We start from the raw sequence: 17,878 nt of genomic DNA, 5'->3' as shown, positions 1-17,878 counted from the left end.
TTCATGTTAGTTTATTCTGGTTTCAATGATATCCGATGCAATCACCTGACCCGTTTGAGTGTAGGCCCTTACCTGATAGAAATAATCCTGATCCCGCTCTACCTTGTCGGTAAAAGTGAATTTTTCCCGAAGTACTCCTGTCAATGGCTTAACCACTCGCTCACTTGGTCCACGAAACACGATGTAACCTTTCACCATGTTGGACTCCAAGGGATCCCATTCCAGCTTATTGGTTTTATTTCTGCGTTTAGACTTGATTTTGAGTTCTAGTTCTTCTGTTACCTCAAAGTTTTGGTACCAATAAGCTTGGGTTGGGTTGAGATTGGAAGAGATATTGCCAGCTTTGTCAAATGCTACTACCGAATAAAAGTACTCCTGATTCGGGCTAGCCGATCGATCCAGATATCTGGTTGAGAAAATAGGAAGAGCATCTACGTTTACCTGTTGTCCTCTACCTCCCGTACTATCACTTCGCAGGATATGATAGCCAGCCAGATCTGTTTCAACATTTCCAGTCCAGGTCAGTTGTATCCCTTCTTCCGTGTAATCTACACTCTCAATAAACGGCTGCTCCGGTGGAGTGACGTCTGGCAGAACCGCCGTGGCAAAGTCTGAATCTGGGCTCCGATTGAACGAAGTATCTACTGCAACTACGTAGTAGAAAAAATCATTCTTGACAACCTTGGGTAATACCTGAATGTATGCATTGGTATCAATGGGGTCGCCATTCATCAGCACATAGTTTTTCCTGTTGTCACTATCTACTGTACGGTAGATATAATACCCCAACAAATCCTTCTCCTGGTTCATTTTCCAGGTCAGAACCATCTTTCCAGTATCCGCTTTTATGGTCAGTCCTTGTGGCTTTGCTGGAGGAAACACATCCTGGGCTTCAACAAATGCAGGCACCGACCGGATTTGATTGTTGGAATGGTCCACCGCCTCTACAGCATAGTAGTAAGGTCCCGGAATTTCCAGTTTCTCCCGAAACTCCCGAGTTTCTGCGGCTAAAATATTGCTATTCACCTTTTCAAAAGGACCCGTACTTTTGGTGGATCTGAATATATTAAATCCTTTGAAGTCAGGAACCATTTCCTGATTCCAGATAAGTCTTACACGAAGTGAATCCGCTCTGCCTCGCACGTTAGATGGCAATGGTGGTGGAGTGGTGTCATCAAACTGTATGGAAACTGACTTGGAAGGCTCTGTTAGTTCTCCAAAATAATCAACCCCTTTGAGGTAAAAGGAATAAGTTTCTAGTTCTTCAAATCCAGAAGCCTTGAACATTGGATCAGGATAATCGTAATTGCCCGTACTATCAGGTACCATACTCAAAATAACAGGTTCCTTATTGAGGAAAAGCGTATCCCCCGTTCCAGCCACCGCATAGATATTGACAGCATAGAAGGACTGTTCATTTTGTTCCCAATTGAGAACAATGGTCTTCTTTTCCTGAAATACCTCTATTCCCTCGATTGGTGCCAGAGGGCCATAATCTGCGGATTCAATCGATCGGGATGGGGTAAGATACGTTTCATCTGCACCCCGAATCACCCCAACACGATACTGGTAAGAAGTTCCATACCGAACTCCCGTGTCATTGTAAAAAATGCCTAAAAAGTTTGCCAGTTGGTTACTCTCAAAAGACTTCAGCAACAGATTCATGAAAAGAAATTCTTCCTTCAAGTCTTCAGGAGCTTGATTCACCACGTCTACTAAAAAGTCTAGCTCTTCATCAGCGGCTTTTATAGCTGCAGGCATCACTCCCTTGGTCAAAGGCACTGAATTGAGTCTGGTCCAATTGGACTCCCCTAATTCCCGTCTGTATAGATTGAACCCTTCCGGATTCAGAATATCTTCCGAAAACCATTTGACTTGTATGACTGGGTTTGATCGTGTTGATGCAGGAGCATTCCTCACAAAAACATAGGATGGTGCTTGTGCGAAAACTTCAAAACTCGCACAAACAGATAGGATCAATAGAAGCAGTAACTTACTAATAACGTCGTTACTCGCCAATGGATCCGGTGTTCTTATGTTAGGACTCTTGGTTAGGTTAGTCATCAGGCGGCTTGGTTGGACGTCAACAACTAAGCTTATTAATAGCTTATTCCGTCACTTATAAAAGCTGGTATTTGCAAGAATAATTGAAATTTTTTCTAAAACAAATACAATCCTGTGGATTTTTCCCAGTGATTCATCAAAATGACCGCATCTATCAATTATTTACCGCTGACACAAAAAAGACAACCGATTGCAATAACTATTGGACCTAATCACCGTTGTTCTTCACCCCCTTCAGCTTCACCGGCACCTTACCACTTTTGATGATCTTTTTCAAGAGCAGCTCCAATGGGAAAATCACCAGTGCAATACACAGATTGATGAGGAAATCAATAAATGGTGAAGTGGCAAATTGTATGTACGAACCTGCAGCAGATTGCAGCGTCTCGATGATCACGACAATCGTCAACACCGTCAAGCCTTCGGTCAGGAATCGGTTGGATGCTTTGCCCTGATTCAGTCGCGTGGAGATCAGCACCAGCGAGGCAAAAAAGACCACCTCTAAAAAGTAAAACCAGGTAGTCTGCCAGTAAGGAGGATCTACCACCAGTGTGATTGGATCAATGGTCTGCATCCGTCCAAACACATCGCGTGAGCGAACCTGTAGTGTGTACTTACCCTCTGGTAGGAAGTTCAGGTTGATGCGGTTATTATCACTCCACTCTGACCAGCCATCATCCATACCCTCCAGTTGGTATTGATATTCGACTTTTAACAAGCCCAGGTAGTCAGGTTGTGTTACTTCCGCACGCAAGTAGTTCTGGTCATAATCCAGACTTACCTGCTGCAAATAGGGTGTATAAGCTGATTTGGCAAATAGGTGCTTATAGAAAATATTGCTGCTATAAAGTCTAGCTCCTTTTTCCTCAGGCGTATAATGGTAGAACTTGTTGTCGCTATTGATAAAGTAAACATGTGCGTCACCATCCTGATGAATGTATCGGAGATCCGGGAATAAACTAAGGTACGGATAGGTGAACGACTCACCCTGTCGGTTGATATGCTTCCACAGCTTGCCATCGTACATCCAAAAACCCCCTTCAGGATCTATTAGGTGCTGAACAGGTTTACCCAACTGAGATTCCATTACAGAGTCAGCTTTTAGAGACTTCTGCTGATAATCATATTTAAAAAAGCCCTGACTGGTAATGAAATAGAGCCCTTTGTCGAGCTCACAGATGGTTGGAGTCTCCATAAACTTATTCGGAAAAGAAACTTCCGATAGAACTGATGCTCCTTGATAGGTAAGTCCAGCTGCCTGCAGCTTATCTGTCCCAACCAGCCAAACCAGAGATTTACGATCCCCAAAGACTGAGACCACTAATTGGTCTTCCAGGCCGAAAGGCAACTCGGTATACTCTCCTTCCGAGTACGTATATCGGCTGACTTTAAAATCATCCACTACCAAAAACTCATTGGTTCGAGGCAGGGAATTGATCTTAGATACCGGATCGCTAACAATCTTCACTAGTTCATCTCCATCGTATGAAAAGAGTCCTTCGTTGGTGCCTACCAGTAGTTTGCCGGCATGTTTTTGCAAGGCGTTCACCTTGTTGCTGATACCTGGTATTCGCTGATATACCCAGCGGACTTCCTTTAATATTGGTTTGGAGGACGTCTTCTTCTGACCTTTGGCCTGAAGCCGAGTTGCGGTTTCTTTCATCTCATATACACTATCCACCACGGGTCGGAATAATCCAGAACTGGTACCCAAAAGCACTTTGCCCTGGTAAACAGTGGACGCAATGAGATTTCCTTCCAATCCTTCTTCGTTGCTCAAACACTCAATAGGCGAATTAGGATCTACCCTGCTGAAACCAAACTGGTGAGCAATCCAGATGCCATCATTCCAGTCCACCTCGATAGCACTGATCTCATTGTCTGGTAGACCTGATTTGTAGTTAATCGTTCCGATTACTTTTTGCGTGTTGTAGTTGAGTAGGCGGCTACCTTCATTTCTGGAGCTCACCACATAGACACTGTCATTGACCCATTTAAAATCCTCAATTTCAAACCCGATTTGTTGAATTGGGGTCAACTTATCGGACCGCATGGTAAAAAGCTTGCCAGCATGAGACAGCATTAATAGATTTCCAGATCGCTCTATTACTTTCACTGGCAACTCACCGTCAAACAACTCCGCCTCACGCATTTCATTTCCTTTCCAGAAATAAGTCGCAATTCGGGTAGTAATGAACAGATCACCATTATACTTCACTACTGCTTCAATAGGCCACTTATCTGGCGAATTAAAATAGAAAATATCGCCAGTGCTGGGCTGATAACTGCAGATCAACTGATCACTGACAAACAATAAACTATCACCTACATCCACTATGGACCTGAATTGATGCTCTTTCAGAGAATCTGGGCTGATGGTGACGTATTGCAGTCCGGAATCCGATAGTTGCAGTTCCCCGAATCCGCCCATAGCACCTATGAATGTATGGTTGTTTTCATCGACCAGCACTGAGAATGTAGCTGCCGGTGTTGTTATAAAATCCCAGTAAACACCATCATATCTCAATATTCCAGAGTTGGTGGCTACATACATGAGGCCGAATTGATCAAATGTCAGGTCATAAGTAGTAAACTCCAGCCCCTTTATATTGGATGTATGATGTGTGATAGGAAAATCCCCATCCTGTGTAAATGCTGGCCTGATACAAAAGATCAACAGGCAGGCGGCGAGTAATCGAAACATAGCGAGTTTTAGTAGGTGGTTAAATTACGCCCCATTTTACCGAAGCATATGCAATTTAACTTTTCTTAGAAAGACTTAAAGAACTGGTGTTTATTAATTCATTATGAAAAGCTCAAACAGGTTCAATATCCCTCTATCGGATATTTCAGGGTATTTTTAAATAAATTCCTATGCACAAGCAACCATTTTCAGTTCAACGGAGGTATAGGTAAAAAACATCTAAGTGACTTGTAGCAACCGTAGATGCATCAGGTGAACGCAAACATCTCAGGCATGATCAAAGGGTGCGCCCGCAACAAGCGCAGCGCACAGAAAGAGCTCTACCGTGAATTTCACGGATACTGTTTGAGTATCTGCATGCGATACAGTGAAACAAGAGAGGATGCCGTGGAGGTAATGAATGATGGTTTCCTAAAAGTATTTACCTATATCAGGAGTTTTGACCAACAGCAACCTTTCAAACCTTGGATAAGGAGAATCATGATCAACAGTGCATTGGATCATCTGAAGAAATATCAAATGAAGATGGAACATCTGGAGATGGAAGCTGGTCTGCGTGAACTTGTCAAGGAAACCCAACTGGACACACTGCACTATGATGAATTACTGGAACTCATTCGAAGACTGCCCATGGCCTACCGCACGGTGTTTAACCTATATGCCATTGAAGGATATAAACATGAAGAAATAGCCTCCATGCTGAATATCTCTGCTGGAACATCCAAAAGCAATTACCACAAGGCCAAAAAGAAGTTGCAGCTATTGCTGAAAGATTACCTGGAAATCAATGAGTGACGATCAAAACCATATTGAGCGGTATTTCAAAAAGCACCTGGATGTGGAGCAGAGTCCATTCATGGAAGAGGACTGGGCCAAAATGGAAGCGAAATTAAACAGCTCACCACTGGCGATTCCTTCTGCCTCAAGCCATGGAGTTGGTTTGACTAAAGGAATCATTATACTGATTTTGGCAACAGGTCTTGCTTTTATTTTAGGCTGGTACCTTCGACCTGTGGGTAAGACTTCCCTCTCCCCGGCTGATCAAACTGCCGAAACACTGACTTACACAGGAGAGCAAGCTGAGAATGCACCCACACCTCAGACCTCCAAAAATGAATCAATCGCGCTGGAAGAACCATCACACTCTGTTGGAAGCAATCGATCAATGAACCCAATCGATATAAAACGAAACGAGACCCCCGGTTCTATAACATCAACCCGAGTAAGTGTAGACACAAGAGAAGACAGACCCACTGGAAAGGATCTAAATGTATCCAAAGCTACGATTCCAGAACACCCTGTATCAAGCATTCCTCCTTTCATGCTAGTGGAACAGAGAGCCTTCCAGCTCAATCAAGCTCCGAACATTAGCACACTTCAAGGAAAAACGACTTGCCTGGATAAAAAACGATTTGATTGGAAACAATTTGCTATTGGTCTGTCATGGGCTCCTGATTTCAACAGCCTAGGTCTAAGTGAAAAACCTACCCCAACGAACAAAGTAGGATTGCGGCTTTTTTGGAAACCTCTTAGTAGACTAGAATTACAAACCGGAGTATTCTATAATCAAAAAAAATATACGTCCTCAGGGGAGTCATACAACCTGTCAGATAGCTACTGGGACTATCAGACCAATGGCGTCAAACCTTCACTGATCAATGGATCATGCTCGGTCATTGATATACCTATTACTGTAGGATATGACATTCTCCAGAGACCCAAGTGGACCTGGAGCGTCAGTGGTGGCCTGAGCACCTACATCTTACTTGATGAACAATATTACTACGAATACGAACAGCCCAACCCTGGGGCAGCAACCAGTTGGGTGACAGATGAGAACAGTACACTCCGATGGTCAATAGCCAATGTTTCCGTCAGTGGTGAATATCACTTGCTGCCAGGTACCATAGTCCGTATAGAGCCGTTTTTGCAAGCACCTCTCAGAGAAGTAGGCTGGGGCAATGTATCACTTTATGGATACGGGGTGCTGTTCACAATCAAACAGAAATTAATACCAAACAAACCGTAGAAATCTATTTTCATCATGCATTTAACAAATCTCCTTTCGAACACCAAATACTTCTGGCAACCACTTCTCATCGTATTTCTTTTGTGGGGATGCGAATCTGAAAAAGTAGAAAAAGTTGTAGACTGCTCAGCGACCAACTTGCAACTTGAAGTCAGCACTACTGATGCCTCTTGCAACGCAGCAGATGGCAGCATCACCCTGTCAGTATCAGGAGGACAAGGCCCTTATACTTTTGAAGTGGGTGCTCAGACTAATGACAATGGAGAATTCAACTCCCTAAATGGAGGCTCTTATACCGCCAAAGTAACAGATGCAAATGGATGCAGCACCTCACAAACAGTGCAAGTAGCTAATGCCGATGGTGTGAATATTGATGCGGTAACTGTAACCGAAGCAGGTTGTGGAACTTCACAGGGCAGTGTGTCAGCCAATGCAGTAGGTGGCACATCACCCTATACCTACATGTTGTCAGACCATGGCACGTCAGCTGATGGAGTATTTGATGCCATTGCTGCTGGCACCTACGAGCTCACCATTACAGATGATGCCGGATGTTCCTCATCTCAATCCGTAGAGGTCCTTTCGGGAGTTTCTCTCGCTTCAGACATTGCACCAATTATAGAACAAAACTGTGCCCTATCAGGCTGCCATGCCAATAGTCAGTCTCCTAACCTAAGTTCGCTGGAAAACATCCGAACAAATGCGTCGCGCATTCAATCTCGTACTTCTGCTGGGACTATGCCGCCTTCCGGCAAATTGCCCGATGCGGAGATTGATTTGATCACCTGCTGGGTAAATGATGGCGCACCAAATAACTAATATCATGACTTATAAAAATTTTACGCTAGCCGTATTCATCTTCGTTGCACCTTGCTTGTTATTTGCACAGCGGCTAATGGATACAGAATCCTACATCAGATTCTTTTCTGAAGCACCTTTGGAAGACATTGAGGCCATCAATGAATCAGCACTTAGTGCTTTGGATCTTGGTAGTGGGCGCGTGGCTGTTTCCATGAAAATGAAGGACTTCCATTTTGACAAATCACTGATGGAAGAACACTTCAATGAAAACTACGTGGAGTCTGAGAAGTATCCAAAAGCCACCTTCTCCGGTACGATCGATGCTTTTGACGCCTCAAAATTCAATAACTTAACCGATTCACTGGTTCAGATGGCTTCCGGGAAGCTCACTATCCATGGAGTGACCCATGAAATCAATGTGCCAGTGGTCTTTAAGAGAAATGGTGACAAGCTAATCGCTCAAACTGAGTTTCTGGTTCGCGTAGAGGACTATGATATTGAGGTACCAACCATGCTGATTAAAAACATCGCTGAAGAAGTATTAGTAACGAGCGTGTTTCGCTTCGATTATAAACCCACAGATCAATGATAAGAACTTTATTTACCTGCATCCTTTTGCTATTAATCCATGTATTGACAGCTCAGGATGATCTTTTAGCTGACTTGCAGGCAGAAGAAGAACCGACTCAAAACATCACTACAGCTACTTTCAAAGGAACACGAATCATCAATGGACATAGTATTGAGACTCGAGATCAGGGTACGTTAGAGTTTATCATTTCGCACCGATTTGGGACGGTTAACTCTGGCGCCTACCAATTCTGGGGGTTGGATCAGTCCAATATCCGCCTGGCTCTGGAGTATGCGCTCACGGACCGATTAATGGCAGGATTGGGCAGGAGTTCGTTTGAAAAGACATTTGATGGGTTTGTCAAGTATAGAGTACTACAACAGCAAACGGGAGTTAAAAAAGTACCAGTCAGCATTACCTGGTTTTCCTCAGCTACCATTAAAACGCTCAAGCGCTTTGATGGCTACCCGATTGACTTTACGGATCGCATGGCAGTCACGCATCAGGCCTTAATAGCCAGAAAAATTACACCCGCATTGTCGTTGCAGATTACTCCATCCTACACATTCTATGAGCTGGTAGAAGAGAATGAAACCTCTGATCACGTTTGGGCACTGGGTGTGGGTGGACGAATGAAAGTGAGCAAACGAGTGACCATCAATGCGGAATACTTTCCACAGCTGGTGGATAAAGGAAGTCAATACCTGGACGCCTTTGCTATAGGTGTAGATATAGAGACAGGAGGTCATGTCTTCCAGCTACAACTGACCAATGCCACAGCCATGATCGAGAAAGGATTCATTGGAGAAACGACCAATGACTTCTTCAATGGGGATATCCATTTTGGATTCAATATTTCCAGAGCTTTCCAGATAGGGAACAGAGACAGATAAAAAAAGAGGCAGATAAAAAAAGAGGCAGTCTCAAAAGCCGATAATGAGTCATCCTGAACTAGTTTCAGGATCTTTAATGCAATGAATTCAGCACTTTAGATTCTGAAATTAACCTGTCTGCCGACAGGCAGGTTCAGAATGACTGAGAGTCTAGGCTTTTGAGACTACTCCTTTTATTTACTTCTTAATGATCTTGAGATCTTTATACTGATCATCTACCCACACTCGAAGCAAGTAGACACCAGACTGCCAGTCTGAAGTATCAAGTGTCTTCGTATTGATAAGAGACTTGTCGTCAATCTCAATTCCCGAAAGGCTATACACCTGTACTCTGGTCACTTTCGAGTTCTGAATGTGCAGTTCATTCATTACTGGGTTTGGATAGACCATAAGCTGCTCATCCTCCACGCCAAGTTCTATCAGATCGATAATGACCACATCAAAGCCAACCGTCAAACTATCTCCTACCTGATCTTTAACAGTTAACTCCACCGGTATGGTGAGCTCCTCATCAATATCAAAAGTAGTGGCAGTAATCATGGTATTACCAGAAACAGCAAACCTATTCGTGTCATCTATAAAGTAGGTGAATGTATTGTCTCCTTCATCTAGATCGGTTGCGGAGAATGTAGCTACAAGCTGCCCTAAATAAGCATCCTCATTGATGGTTTCTAGTTGGATATCAACTGCCGTTGGAGGCTCATTCACATTGTTTACATTGATAGTGGAAGATAAATCCACAGATGTGCCTGAAGCTTCCGTCACCTGAACATGGAAATCAAACGTATTTTTACTTTCGTAATCAGGCTGCTTCACATACAGCATCGCTCCATCCAGAATTAGTCGATCATTGTCTGGCCCCAGGTCATCATTTACTAACTCAAAGTTGTAAGAATCATGGAGATCCTCATCGGTCGGGATGAGCTCCCCAACAAGTACCGTGTCTTCGTTGGCTTCATATACCCAGGAGTTGGATAGTGTGAGTCCCGTCAATGGCTCGTTGACATCCAGTACTCTGATTTCAAAAGCCTGATCCAAGAATGCCTCATGGGAATCGGTCACCCTAATGTTCACATTTAGAATGGAATCAGTCTCAAAATCAACTACATAATCCAAGAATAATGAGTCCTCCTTCAAGTGGAACTTAAAGTTATCTCTGTCATCATCTCCATCTACAAAAGTCAAAGAATACTGTAAATCGAGTGGTTCATCTGGATCGTCTGCAGACAACACTCCAACGAATTGATCTGTTGAGCTTTCCTCCTGGACTGTATCTGATGAGAGTGTCAAGGTTTGTGGAGCTACATTATCTGACAAATTGTACAACCAGAAATTGTCTATCCAGAAGGTAGAGTAGTTATAATGAAGTAAAAACTCCATTTTAAACTGTGTGGTTGCTGAAAAGTCCTGTCCATTCGCAGAAAGGGAATCCGATAGATGATACTCATCAAAGTATTCGATATCACTTCCCATAGCAATCCACTCACTATTGACATCTCCACGGATGTAAAGCGTTAAATCATCTCTATAGGAAGTGTAGGTATTCACCTGCATTTCCAAAATCAGCTCGTCCTGATTGGCAACTGAATAGTCAGACAAATCCTGTGTGAAAACTAACTCTGTATTTGATACTTGATCTTGGGCGTTTTTAACTAATAAACTTTTACCTGTTGGTTCATTTTTCGCTGTATCAATGGCTAGATAAGTAGTTCCCATGTTTTGGTAGCTCCATCCACTCAAGCCCGGTATTTCATAAGAAATTCCATCAAACGTCCCAAGAGCCATTGTATCGAAGCTCTGATAATAAGGTAGGTCCAGCGTGCTATTTGAACGCGTGTAAACTTCAGTCCTTAAGGTATCGTTGGACCTTCTACCGTCTTCCGCAAGGCCGGCATAAACCATCACTTCATACCTACCTGCATCAGTCAGATCAAAGTAGCTATCAAACGTGAAAGTGGCAGTATCCAAAACGGCTAGAGTAGCTGTATAAGCCCCAGTCAGCGTCTGCTCAGTTCCATCTTCGGCTACTGCCTTTGCTGTAATCGGAATCGCTGATACATCCGCACTACCCTTATTGATCAGGTCCACACTCAGTGATGAGCCGGTGTGATCATACGCAATGAGGGTAGTAGCTATATTTGATGGGGCTACATCCTGTGGTGAGCGCTCATAAATCTCCAGTCCGTGGAGATCAAAATAATAGCTAGTACTGGTATTCCTCTCCATGAACTTAATCTGAGTAGTGGTGGAGAAGTTTTGCCCATAGGATCTCAATGAATCTCGCAATGGAAGAAATTCTTTATGAATCAAAGTATTGGACTGTTCTGAGCTAAAGTCATAAAACGGCATCCATTGCGCGCTAGTGTCCCCTCGAACAAAAATACTAGACCGTGAATTGTTGTAAGTTCTGAATTTAAAATCCAAATCAAATACCAGATCATTGGTCGCTGTATCCAAATCCGACAAATCCATCGTCAGCACCAGTGCATTCTCTATTAGGTCAGACTGATAGCTTGATCTACCTAACCTTAAGTAGGTATCTTCACCTGTCTGAACCATCAATTGTCCATTTCCTTTCTTGTAGTCCAATCCCTGGACTCCTCCAACTACTCCACGGGATGTGGTATAAGCAGTATCTGATAATGACTCAAATGTCATTGTTAAAGGTAGTTCACTATTGTAAATAGACTGATTTACCAGGACAGACGTCAATGAATCATTTAGTGCTGTTGTATCTGAGGCGATCCGAGCAACTGCTGAGATAATGTAGGTACCATCTTCTGAAAAATCATAGTCCAGATTAGCATTAACAACCAGTGTATCCCCTGTAGCCATGGGACCAGATACTGTACGGCTGAATTCCTGAACACCTTCTGAGTCTTGTACATAGAATGTCAACGGAATGTCCGATTCGGAAGAGCCTCCCTGGTTGATCAAGGTAGCTGTGACTTCTTGTGATGTGTTTACTTCAAACCCTGATTCTGGAACGGCGAGTGCACTCACATCAATATCATGTCCAGGTCTTTCAAAGACTTCAATTTTGTAAACATTCAGATAGGTATAACTGCTATAGATGTACGTATCATTGCTGCTAAATGAAATTTGGAAGGTCTCAGAAAAGTCTTGCCCGTTGGCACTCAATAGAGAGCTAATATTCAGCCCCCTGAGTTCTTCTAATGTAGATCCTCCATGTTGGTGTTCACCTAAATCTTCCAAAAGCAACCACACGTCCTCACTAGACCCACGAACATAAATTGCTCTCATGGTGTCTGCTTGAGAATCAGAATGAACTATGTCCGTATTCAACAAAAGCTCATTATCAGCTACTGTGTAGTCTGACAGATTGAGAGTCGCTACCATCTGGTCCTGAGATTTACCATCTGAATAAATATGGCTGTAGTAACTCGAACCGCTATATGAAAAATTCAAAACACCTTTATCAGCAATAAAGCTCAACTCAGAAAAAGTACTAAGCTCTGCAGTGGTCGTGTTGAATGAACCAAATCCACTTTGATTAAAATCCTGAACATAGGGCAAACTTTCTGCATACACACCTTGGTGAATCATTTTTCCGCGAACCGTATCGTTCTCAGCAAACTGATCACCGGTAATCTTGGCATATGCTTTCAAGTCGTGATCACCTTTTGCTGAAAGGTCAACATCCGTAGACAATGCGTGAGTAAGTGTATCTCCTGAAGCAAGACTCACTGAAACCGTTTCAGCAATATTCACAGTATCTCCTGCAGGACTGATGATTCTCATTCCAAAATCTACTGAGGTGATAGCATCCGTCCCAAAATTGGTGATGGTGATGGTTGGATGCTCCGCCGTACCAAATGTAGGGCTTATCACACCACCAGTGGAAACCATCGCCAGTTCATTGGCTGGCGTTTCTAGTAAGTGGAAATTGTCCACTTGCACACCCGTTTTGGTAACACTCCCATCGGTATCTAATACAAACCTGAAGACCACTTTTGATTGATCAAGTAATTCCGGCAGGTTTAGAAGAGTAACCTTCACTTCCCGATTGCCATTCCAAAAATCATCCCCTCGATTATAGGCAAGTTGTTCACTCAAAACTTTGGTATATGTTTCCCCTCCATCCAATGAATACTCTAGCCACAACTCATCACAGCATGATTCCAGATTTACCTTTAGATCAAAAGATACCAGAGGCTGACTATTCATGCCAGTCAAATCGAACACTGGAGTCTCCAGGTAAGATAGCTCACTGTTATTGTGCTCACCAGATTCATTTCTGGTCACCCATCCTTTCTGGTCACCGGTGTCTAGTGTGTCATAGACCCAAGACGAATTGGTACCGTAAGCTCTGAATCCTGCTGAATCCGATTCAAAATCTTCGAAGTACGGATAATCACCAGCATAAAAATATTTACGATACATGGAATAGCTAATCGTATCATTTCTATTCTCAGGATCATCCACTAACCCGTCATAAATTTTTAGTGTGTAAGTACCCGCTGTAGTAAAGTCAAATTGTTCAGTAAAGGTGTAGGTGCCTGTATCTAATCTAGCGATAGCAATTGCGGCGGTTTCAGTCACCGTTTGTGAACCATTTGGCCCATCAACTTCTATTGTCAATGGAACTTCTGTCGTCTCGATGGCACCATTGTTAAACAAATCAACACTGATGGATTCAGTTGCGGTCAAATTGGCTGTGACATCTGGCAGTTCTGCCGAAAGCACCTGAACGTCATTATCAGGTCGAACATCTAAAGTAATATTATCTAGTACGAATCCCTCTCCTGAACTATAGTCCATCATCCTAAATCGCACCTGAAACGATTCTGTAAGCGATTGACCATTGGCGGTAAGCAAATCAGAAACAGCAAGACTTCTTACATATTCCCACTCACCTTGAGATGGCCGGTTCGCATACCAGTTGTACAAGGTTAACCAACTATCGTCTTCACTTCCTCGGACATACACACGAGTATATGAGAAGTAATCACTTCCACTGATGTGCGAGAAGTCAAATCCAAGAATGATATCATTGCCTACATTGGCACTCAAATCAGCAGTGAGTATCAGGTTGTCCTGTGTATAGCCACTTGATCCGATGGACATAAATACGGATTGGGAGGTGGAATCTACATGCTGACCTACTTCCAATCTACCTCTATCATCACTATCCGTCTCAAAGGTCCATCCAGCAAATGGAAGTGAATTCGTTGAGCCTTCGTATATCGCTTCACTGGTAGCTTCAAAATCTTCCAAATATGGAAGTCCTCCATCATACCTAGGCAGTTTATTGAAGGTGTAACGCAGCGTGTCATTATCTTGATATTCGTCACCAGCCAAAGCGGTATATAGAACAACATCATAGGAACCAATCTCAGATACATCCAATGAATTCGTCAGATCCACATCTACTGTGTCATCAGCATTTAATGAGACAGTTAGTGTTTCATTTAGTATTTCGCTCCCATTCGGGCCGTTGATCTGAATCCCCATTGGAATAGACGTTTGAGCTTGGGATCCTCTATTGGCGATTGATACATTCAAATCAATCGTACTTTCTCTTGTGGTGGTGATACCAGTCAAATTACTTGTGAATAGATTGATATCAGTGGCTGCAGACTCATAGATACGAATATCATCCAGATAAAGATCCTCATCTGGATAGGTATCATACTCACCAAATTTGATCTGTGTAGAAGCAGAATAGGACTGACCATTGGCGGATAGTGTATCACTAATGCTTAAACCAGTAACCGTCACCCAAGACCTGGATGATGGCAGATTATCTGACCAATTATGAATAACGATCCATTCGTCAGATTCACTTCCACGAACAAAAACCTGATCCTCGGAATGCACCTCTTCACCATACTGTGTATATCGATAGTCCAACAAAAAGTCATTAGTGGACACATCATAAGCACTCATATCTAGGGTAACAATCAATGCATTGCTAGCGGCCTGATAGTCGTCACGTGACATTTTTAAGGACTGACCGTTGTAGGCATAAGTGCTGGAAACTTCGGCAAAAGCCCATTCCTCACTTTTTTGATAGGCAAGCCCTTCGATACCTCCAAGCTGTTGCTGATTTTCGGTATAGGTCGTATCCGAAATGTTGTTGAAGTTTACTGTAAATGGAAGAGCGGTGGCCACTGATAATCTCTCTTTATTCACGGAAAGTGTATCTGTGTCCAAATCAGCATCACCATCCAGGCTGGTGAATACCTTTACCTGATATACTCCTGGTGTAGAAAAGTCAACAGTTTGATTGAAGGTATAGTCGACCGTATCGCTTGAAGCTAAAGTTCCTGCTATAGTCTCAGATGCTTCTACAGTGCCTCCAGGTCCAGTTATCTCGATGTTCACTGGAATATCTGCCACTCCCGATAATCCACGATTCAATATCTGAACGGATATGTTTTCAGCCGAACCTAGCTCCACTTGATTCTGCGGTGTTTCAATAGCCAATACCCTGAGGTCCAAGGCTGGTCTTTCATAAATGTTGATTTCGTCTAAAGCCAGTCCATTGGGATAAACGGAAGACGTCCTTGACCTGAATCTAATTTGAGTCTCCGAAGAAAACTCCTGACCATGAGCAGCCAGCGTATCGGTAATATTTAAGAAGTCCGCAGATACCCATTCTTGATCCACCTTGTTGGCATACCAATCATAAAGCAACAACCACTCGTCTGCTTCATTACCGCGCACATAGACACCTGGCGAATCTGCTGAAGACACGTATCGGCTTCTGAACTTAAAATCCATTATAATCTGATCAGATGCTACAGTCTTTGATGATAAATCTAGATTGATGTAAAGGTTACCAACCACATATAGCGAACTATTAGAGCTGGATAGGAACATCGATTTTCCACTGTAAGAAATGCCACTATAATCATCAATCTGTGCTGTACCATTATAGCCATCTGCTAAAAAACTCAAACCTGATTGAGAACCGACTTTTCCACTACCTTCAAAAACTGTTTGACTGCTCTCCGCATCGAAATTTAGTTCATAGGGAAGGCTTCCATCATATACCCATTGACTGTATACTGGCACATCAGTCATGGTATCAATATCATGTTTGGTGTCAGTAGCCAATGAAGTGTAGGCGGTAACCGCATAATCACCCTTTTTGGTAAAATCAAATAACCCGGAAAGAGTAATCTCAGCGCTTTGTCCACTGTCTAATGCAGTAGTCAGTGTGCCAGTTTCCTCTTGAATGCCATCAGGCCCATCTACCGCAACTACTACTGGAATACTCGTCTGTTGGTTCTTACCATAATTAGTCACCTCCAGGGTAATGTCCTCTGTAGCTCCAAGAGAGGAAGATATATCTGGCACTGTCACATTTGAAATGGCAACATCATTGGCGGCTTGTACAAACACCTTAAAATCATCTAACCCAAAGTAATCCCCAGCATAATCATCCTTTTCAGTAAATCTGATTTGAGTATGTGCAGAGAAATCCTGACTGGCATCCGCCAGCGCCTGGCTGAGATTGAAATAACTTACTCTTTTCCATTTCGAAGTAGGTGGACGGTTATCATACCAGTTGTAAATGGATACCCATTCATCTGACTCACTTCCACGGATCATAATGACATCATCAGTGCCATAGGATGGGTTGAAGGCCGAAAAGGCAAAGTCCAGTAATATCACATCTGATGCTACTGAATACGAAGATCCATCAAATGTCCAGATCAATTCATTGGTGGTTGTACCGGTTCCTGCTCTGGACAACTTCAGAGAATTGCCTTCATAAGATGAGAGACTCTGGAAAATACCCAATCTTCCGTTGCTGGAAGAGGCTATATAACCAAACCCTTTAGCCCCTTCTATTGTATCAAGAGTTGGTTGATAATCACCTAAAGTCACACTTTCAAAATCAGCGGTGTATGGTAGTGATCCAGTATAGGTGTCAATTTTTTTGGTAACAGCTACTGCACTATTGTTTGAGTTATAATCATCCGAATTAGACAAGTCCACCGTAACACTGTAGTAACCAACATCTGAGAATTGAATAGCTTGTGTCAATACATAGCTTACTGTATCATCAGGACTGATCGTTATACTAGCAGTCTCGCTAAATTGTGTAGTGGTACTATCTGGATGAAAAATAGTTATAGACAATGGCACTGAGCTAACACTAGAAGTTCCATAGTTAGCTATATCTATACTGAGGTATTCCTCACTAATGCTTGCAGAATAATCTGTCATTGGCAGTGCAACCAATGCAATATCTGATTCTGGCTGACCGAAGATCTCAAAATTGTCAAAGATGATTCCAGAGGCAAATACAGAACCATCAGATTTGAATGATATTCGAAAACTTACCTGCGATTTTCCAGCCAGAGTATCCAATGTTAGCCTTAAACCAGTCAATTCCCCGTCATCTGACCATCCATCAGCACTGTAGTATCCAAGCTCTGAACTGGAGATTTTTGTGTAAGTACTCCCTCCGTCAACACTTACTTCTAACCAGGCGTCATCCCATCCACGTTCAATATCATAGGAAAGGTCAAAGTGTAGAAATGGATCCTCACTTAAACCAGAAAAGTCCAATACAGGCGACTCAATGTAAGAAGTTTCACTGTTGTTATAGTCTCCATCGAGGTTAGTAGCCCATCCCTTTGAGCCGCTTGTGGTCAGACCATATTCCCAGCTGCTGTTGGTACCGCCGGTGGTCCATCCACCATTGTCCGATTCAAAGTCTTCGAAATAGGGCAGAGTGATTTGAGCAAATGAATAAGTAGAAATAAATAAGCACAATAGAAGTGCAGAAAATCTCTGGTTGGGTACAGATCTTCCCATAAGAATAATGTGAATTAGTG

General features: G+C 42.9%; 8 protein-coding genes. 5 read left to right on the top strand and 3 right to left on the bottom strand.

Translation table 11 applies throughout. The features are described from left to right. Window positions 1-6: 6 nt before the first annotated feature. Complete coding sequence (locus tag ACO067_RS14260; RefSeq protein WP_421875091.1) at window positions 7-2,064, bottom strand: fibronectin type III domain-containing protein; 2,058 nt, start codon at window positions 2,062-2,064, stop codon at window positions 7-9. Window positions 2,065-2,272: 208 nt separating this feature from the next. Further along, a complete protein-coding gene (locus ACO067_RS14255; RefSeq protein ID WP_421875089.1) occupies window positions 2,273-4,768 on the bottom strand; it encodes a triple tyrosine motif-containing protein in 2,496 nt (831 codons plus the stop codon). Between the two features lie 273 nt (window positions 4,769-5,041). Between ACO067_RS14255 and ACO067_RS14250 the strand changes: the two genes are divergently transcribed. Genes ACO067_RS14250 through ACO067_RS14230 form a run of 5 tightly spaced genes read left to right on the top strand, consistent with a single transcriptional unit; the run spans window position 5,042 to window position 9,062 of the window. After that, window positions 5,042-5,563, top strand: coding sequence for an RNA polymerase sigma factor (locus tag ACO067_RS14250; RefSeq protein WP_421875087.1), 522 nt, complete (start codon window positions 5,042-5,044; stop codon window positions 5,561-5,563). Further along, window positions 5,556-6,797 (top strand): hypothetical protein, encoded by a 1,242-nt coding sequence (locus tag ACO067_RS14245; RefSeq protein WP_421875085.1) that lies wholly within the window; start codon window positions 5,556-5,558, stop codon window positions 6,795-6,797. Before ACO067_RS14250 ends, ACO067_RS14245 begins: the two co-directional genes overlap by 8 nt. Before the next feature lie 15 nt (window positions 6,798-6,812). Continuing rightward, a complete protein-coding gene (locus ACO067_RS14240) occupies window positions 6,813-7,616 on the top strand; it encodes a SprB repeat-containing protein (protein WP_421875083.1) in 804 nt (267 codons plus the stop codon). 4 nt (window positions 7,617-7,620) lie between these two features. Continuing rightward, a complete protein-coding gene (locus ACO067_RS14235; protein WP_421875081.1) occupies window positions 7,621-8,187 on the top strand; it encodes a YceI family protein in 567 nt (188 codons plus the stop codon). Next, complete coding sequence (locus ACO067_RS14230) at window positions 8,184-9,062, top strand: DUF5777 family beta-barrel protein (RefSeq protein WP_421875079.1); 879 nt, start codon at window positions 8,184-8,186, stop codon at window positions 9,060-9,062. The genes ACO067_RS14235 and ACO067_RS14230 overlap by 4 nt, the downstream gene beginning before the upstream one ends. A gap of 177 nt (window positions 9,063-9,239) precedes the next feature. Here the strand turns inward: ACO067_RS14230 and ACO067_RS14225 are convergent, their stop codons facing one another. Beyond that, complete coding sequence (locus tag ACO067_RS14225) at window positions 9,240-17,858, bottom strand: T9SS type A sorting domain-containing protein (RefSeq protein ID WP_421875077.1); 8,619 nt, start codon at window positions 17,856-17,858, stop codon at window positions 9,240-9,242. Between the last annotated feature and the right edge of the window lie 20 nt (window positions 17,859-17,878).

Origin of the sequence: Marinoscillum sp. (assembly GCF_965229915.1) — a bacterium.
GTDB lineage: Bacteria > Bacteroidota > Bacteroidia > Cytophagales > Cyclobacteriaceae > Marinoscillum.
The sequence above is the reverse complement of the archived record's forward strand: the minus strand, read 5'-3'. Positions and strand labels throughout refer to the sequence as shown.

Coding starts and splice junctions, on each gene's coding strand:
- ACO067_RS14260 (WP_421875091.1), bottom strand. CDS start 2,064: ATGACTAACCTAACCAAGAGTCCTAACATAAGAACACCGGATCCATTG.
- ACO067_RS14255 (WP_421875089.1), bottom strand. CDS start 4,768: ATGTTTCGATTACTCGCCGCCTGCCTGTTGATCTTTTGTATCAGGCCA.
- ACO067_RS14250 (WP_421875087.1), top strand. CDS start 5,042: ATGATCAAAGGGTGCGCCCGCAACAAGCGCAGCGCACAGAAAGAGCTC.
- ACO067_RS14245 (WP_421875085.1), top strand. CDS start 5,556: ATGAGTGACGATCAAAACCATATTGAGCGGTATTTCAAAAAGCACCTG.
- ACO067_RS14240 (WP_421875083.1), top strand. CDS start 6,813: ATGCATTTAACAAATCTCCTTTCGAACACCAAATACTTCTGGCAACCA.
- ACO067_RS14235 (WP_421875081.1), top strand. CDS start 7,621: ATGACTTATAAAAATTTTACGCTAGCCGTATTCATCTTCGTTGCACCT.
- ACO067_RS14230 (WP_421875079.1), top strand. CDS start 8,184: ATGATAAGAACTTTATTTACCTGCATCCTTTTGCTATTAATCCATGTA.
- ACO067_RS14225 (WP_421875077.1), bottom strand. CDS start 17,858: ATGGGAAGATCTGTACCCAACCAGAGATTTTCTGCACTTCTATTGTGC.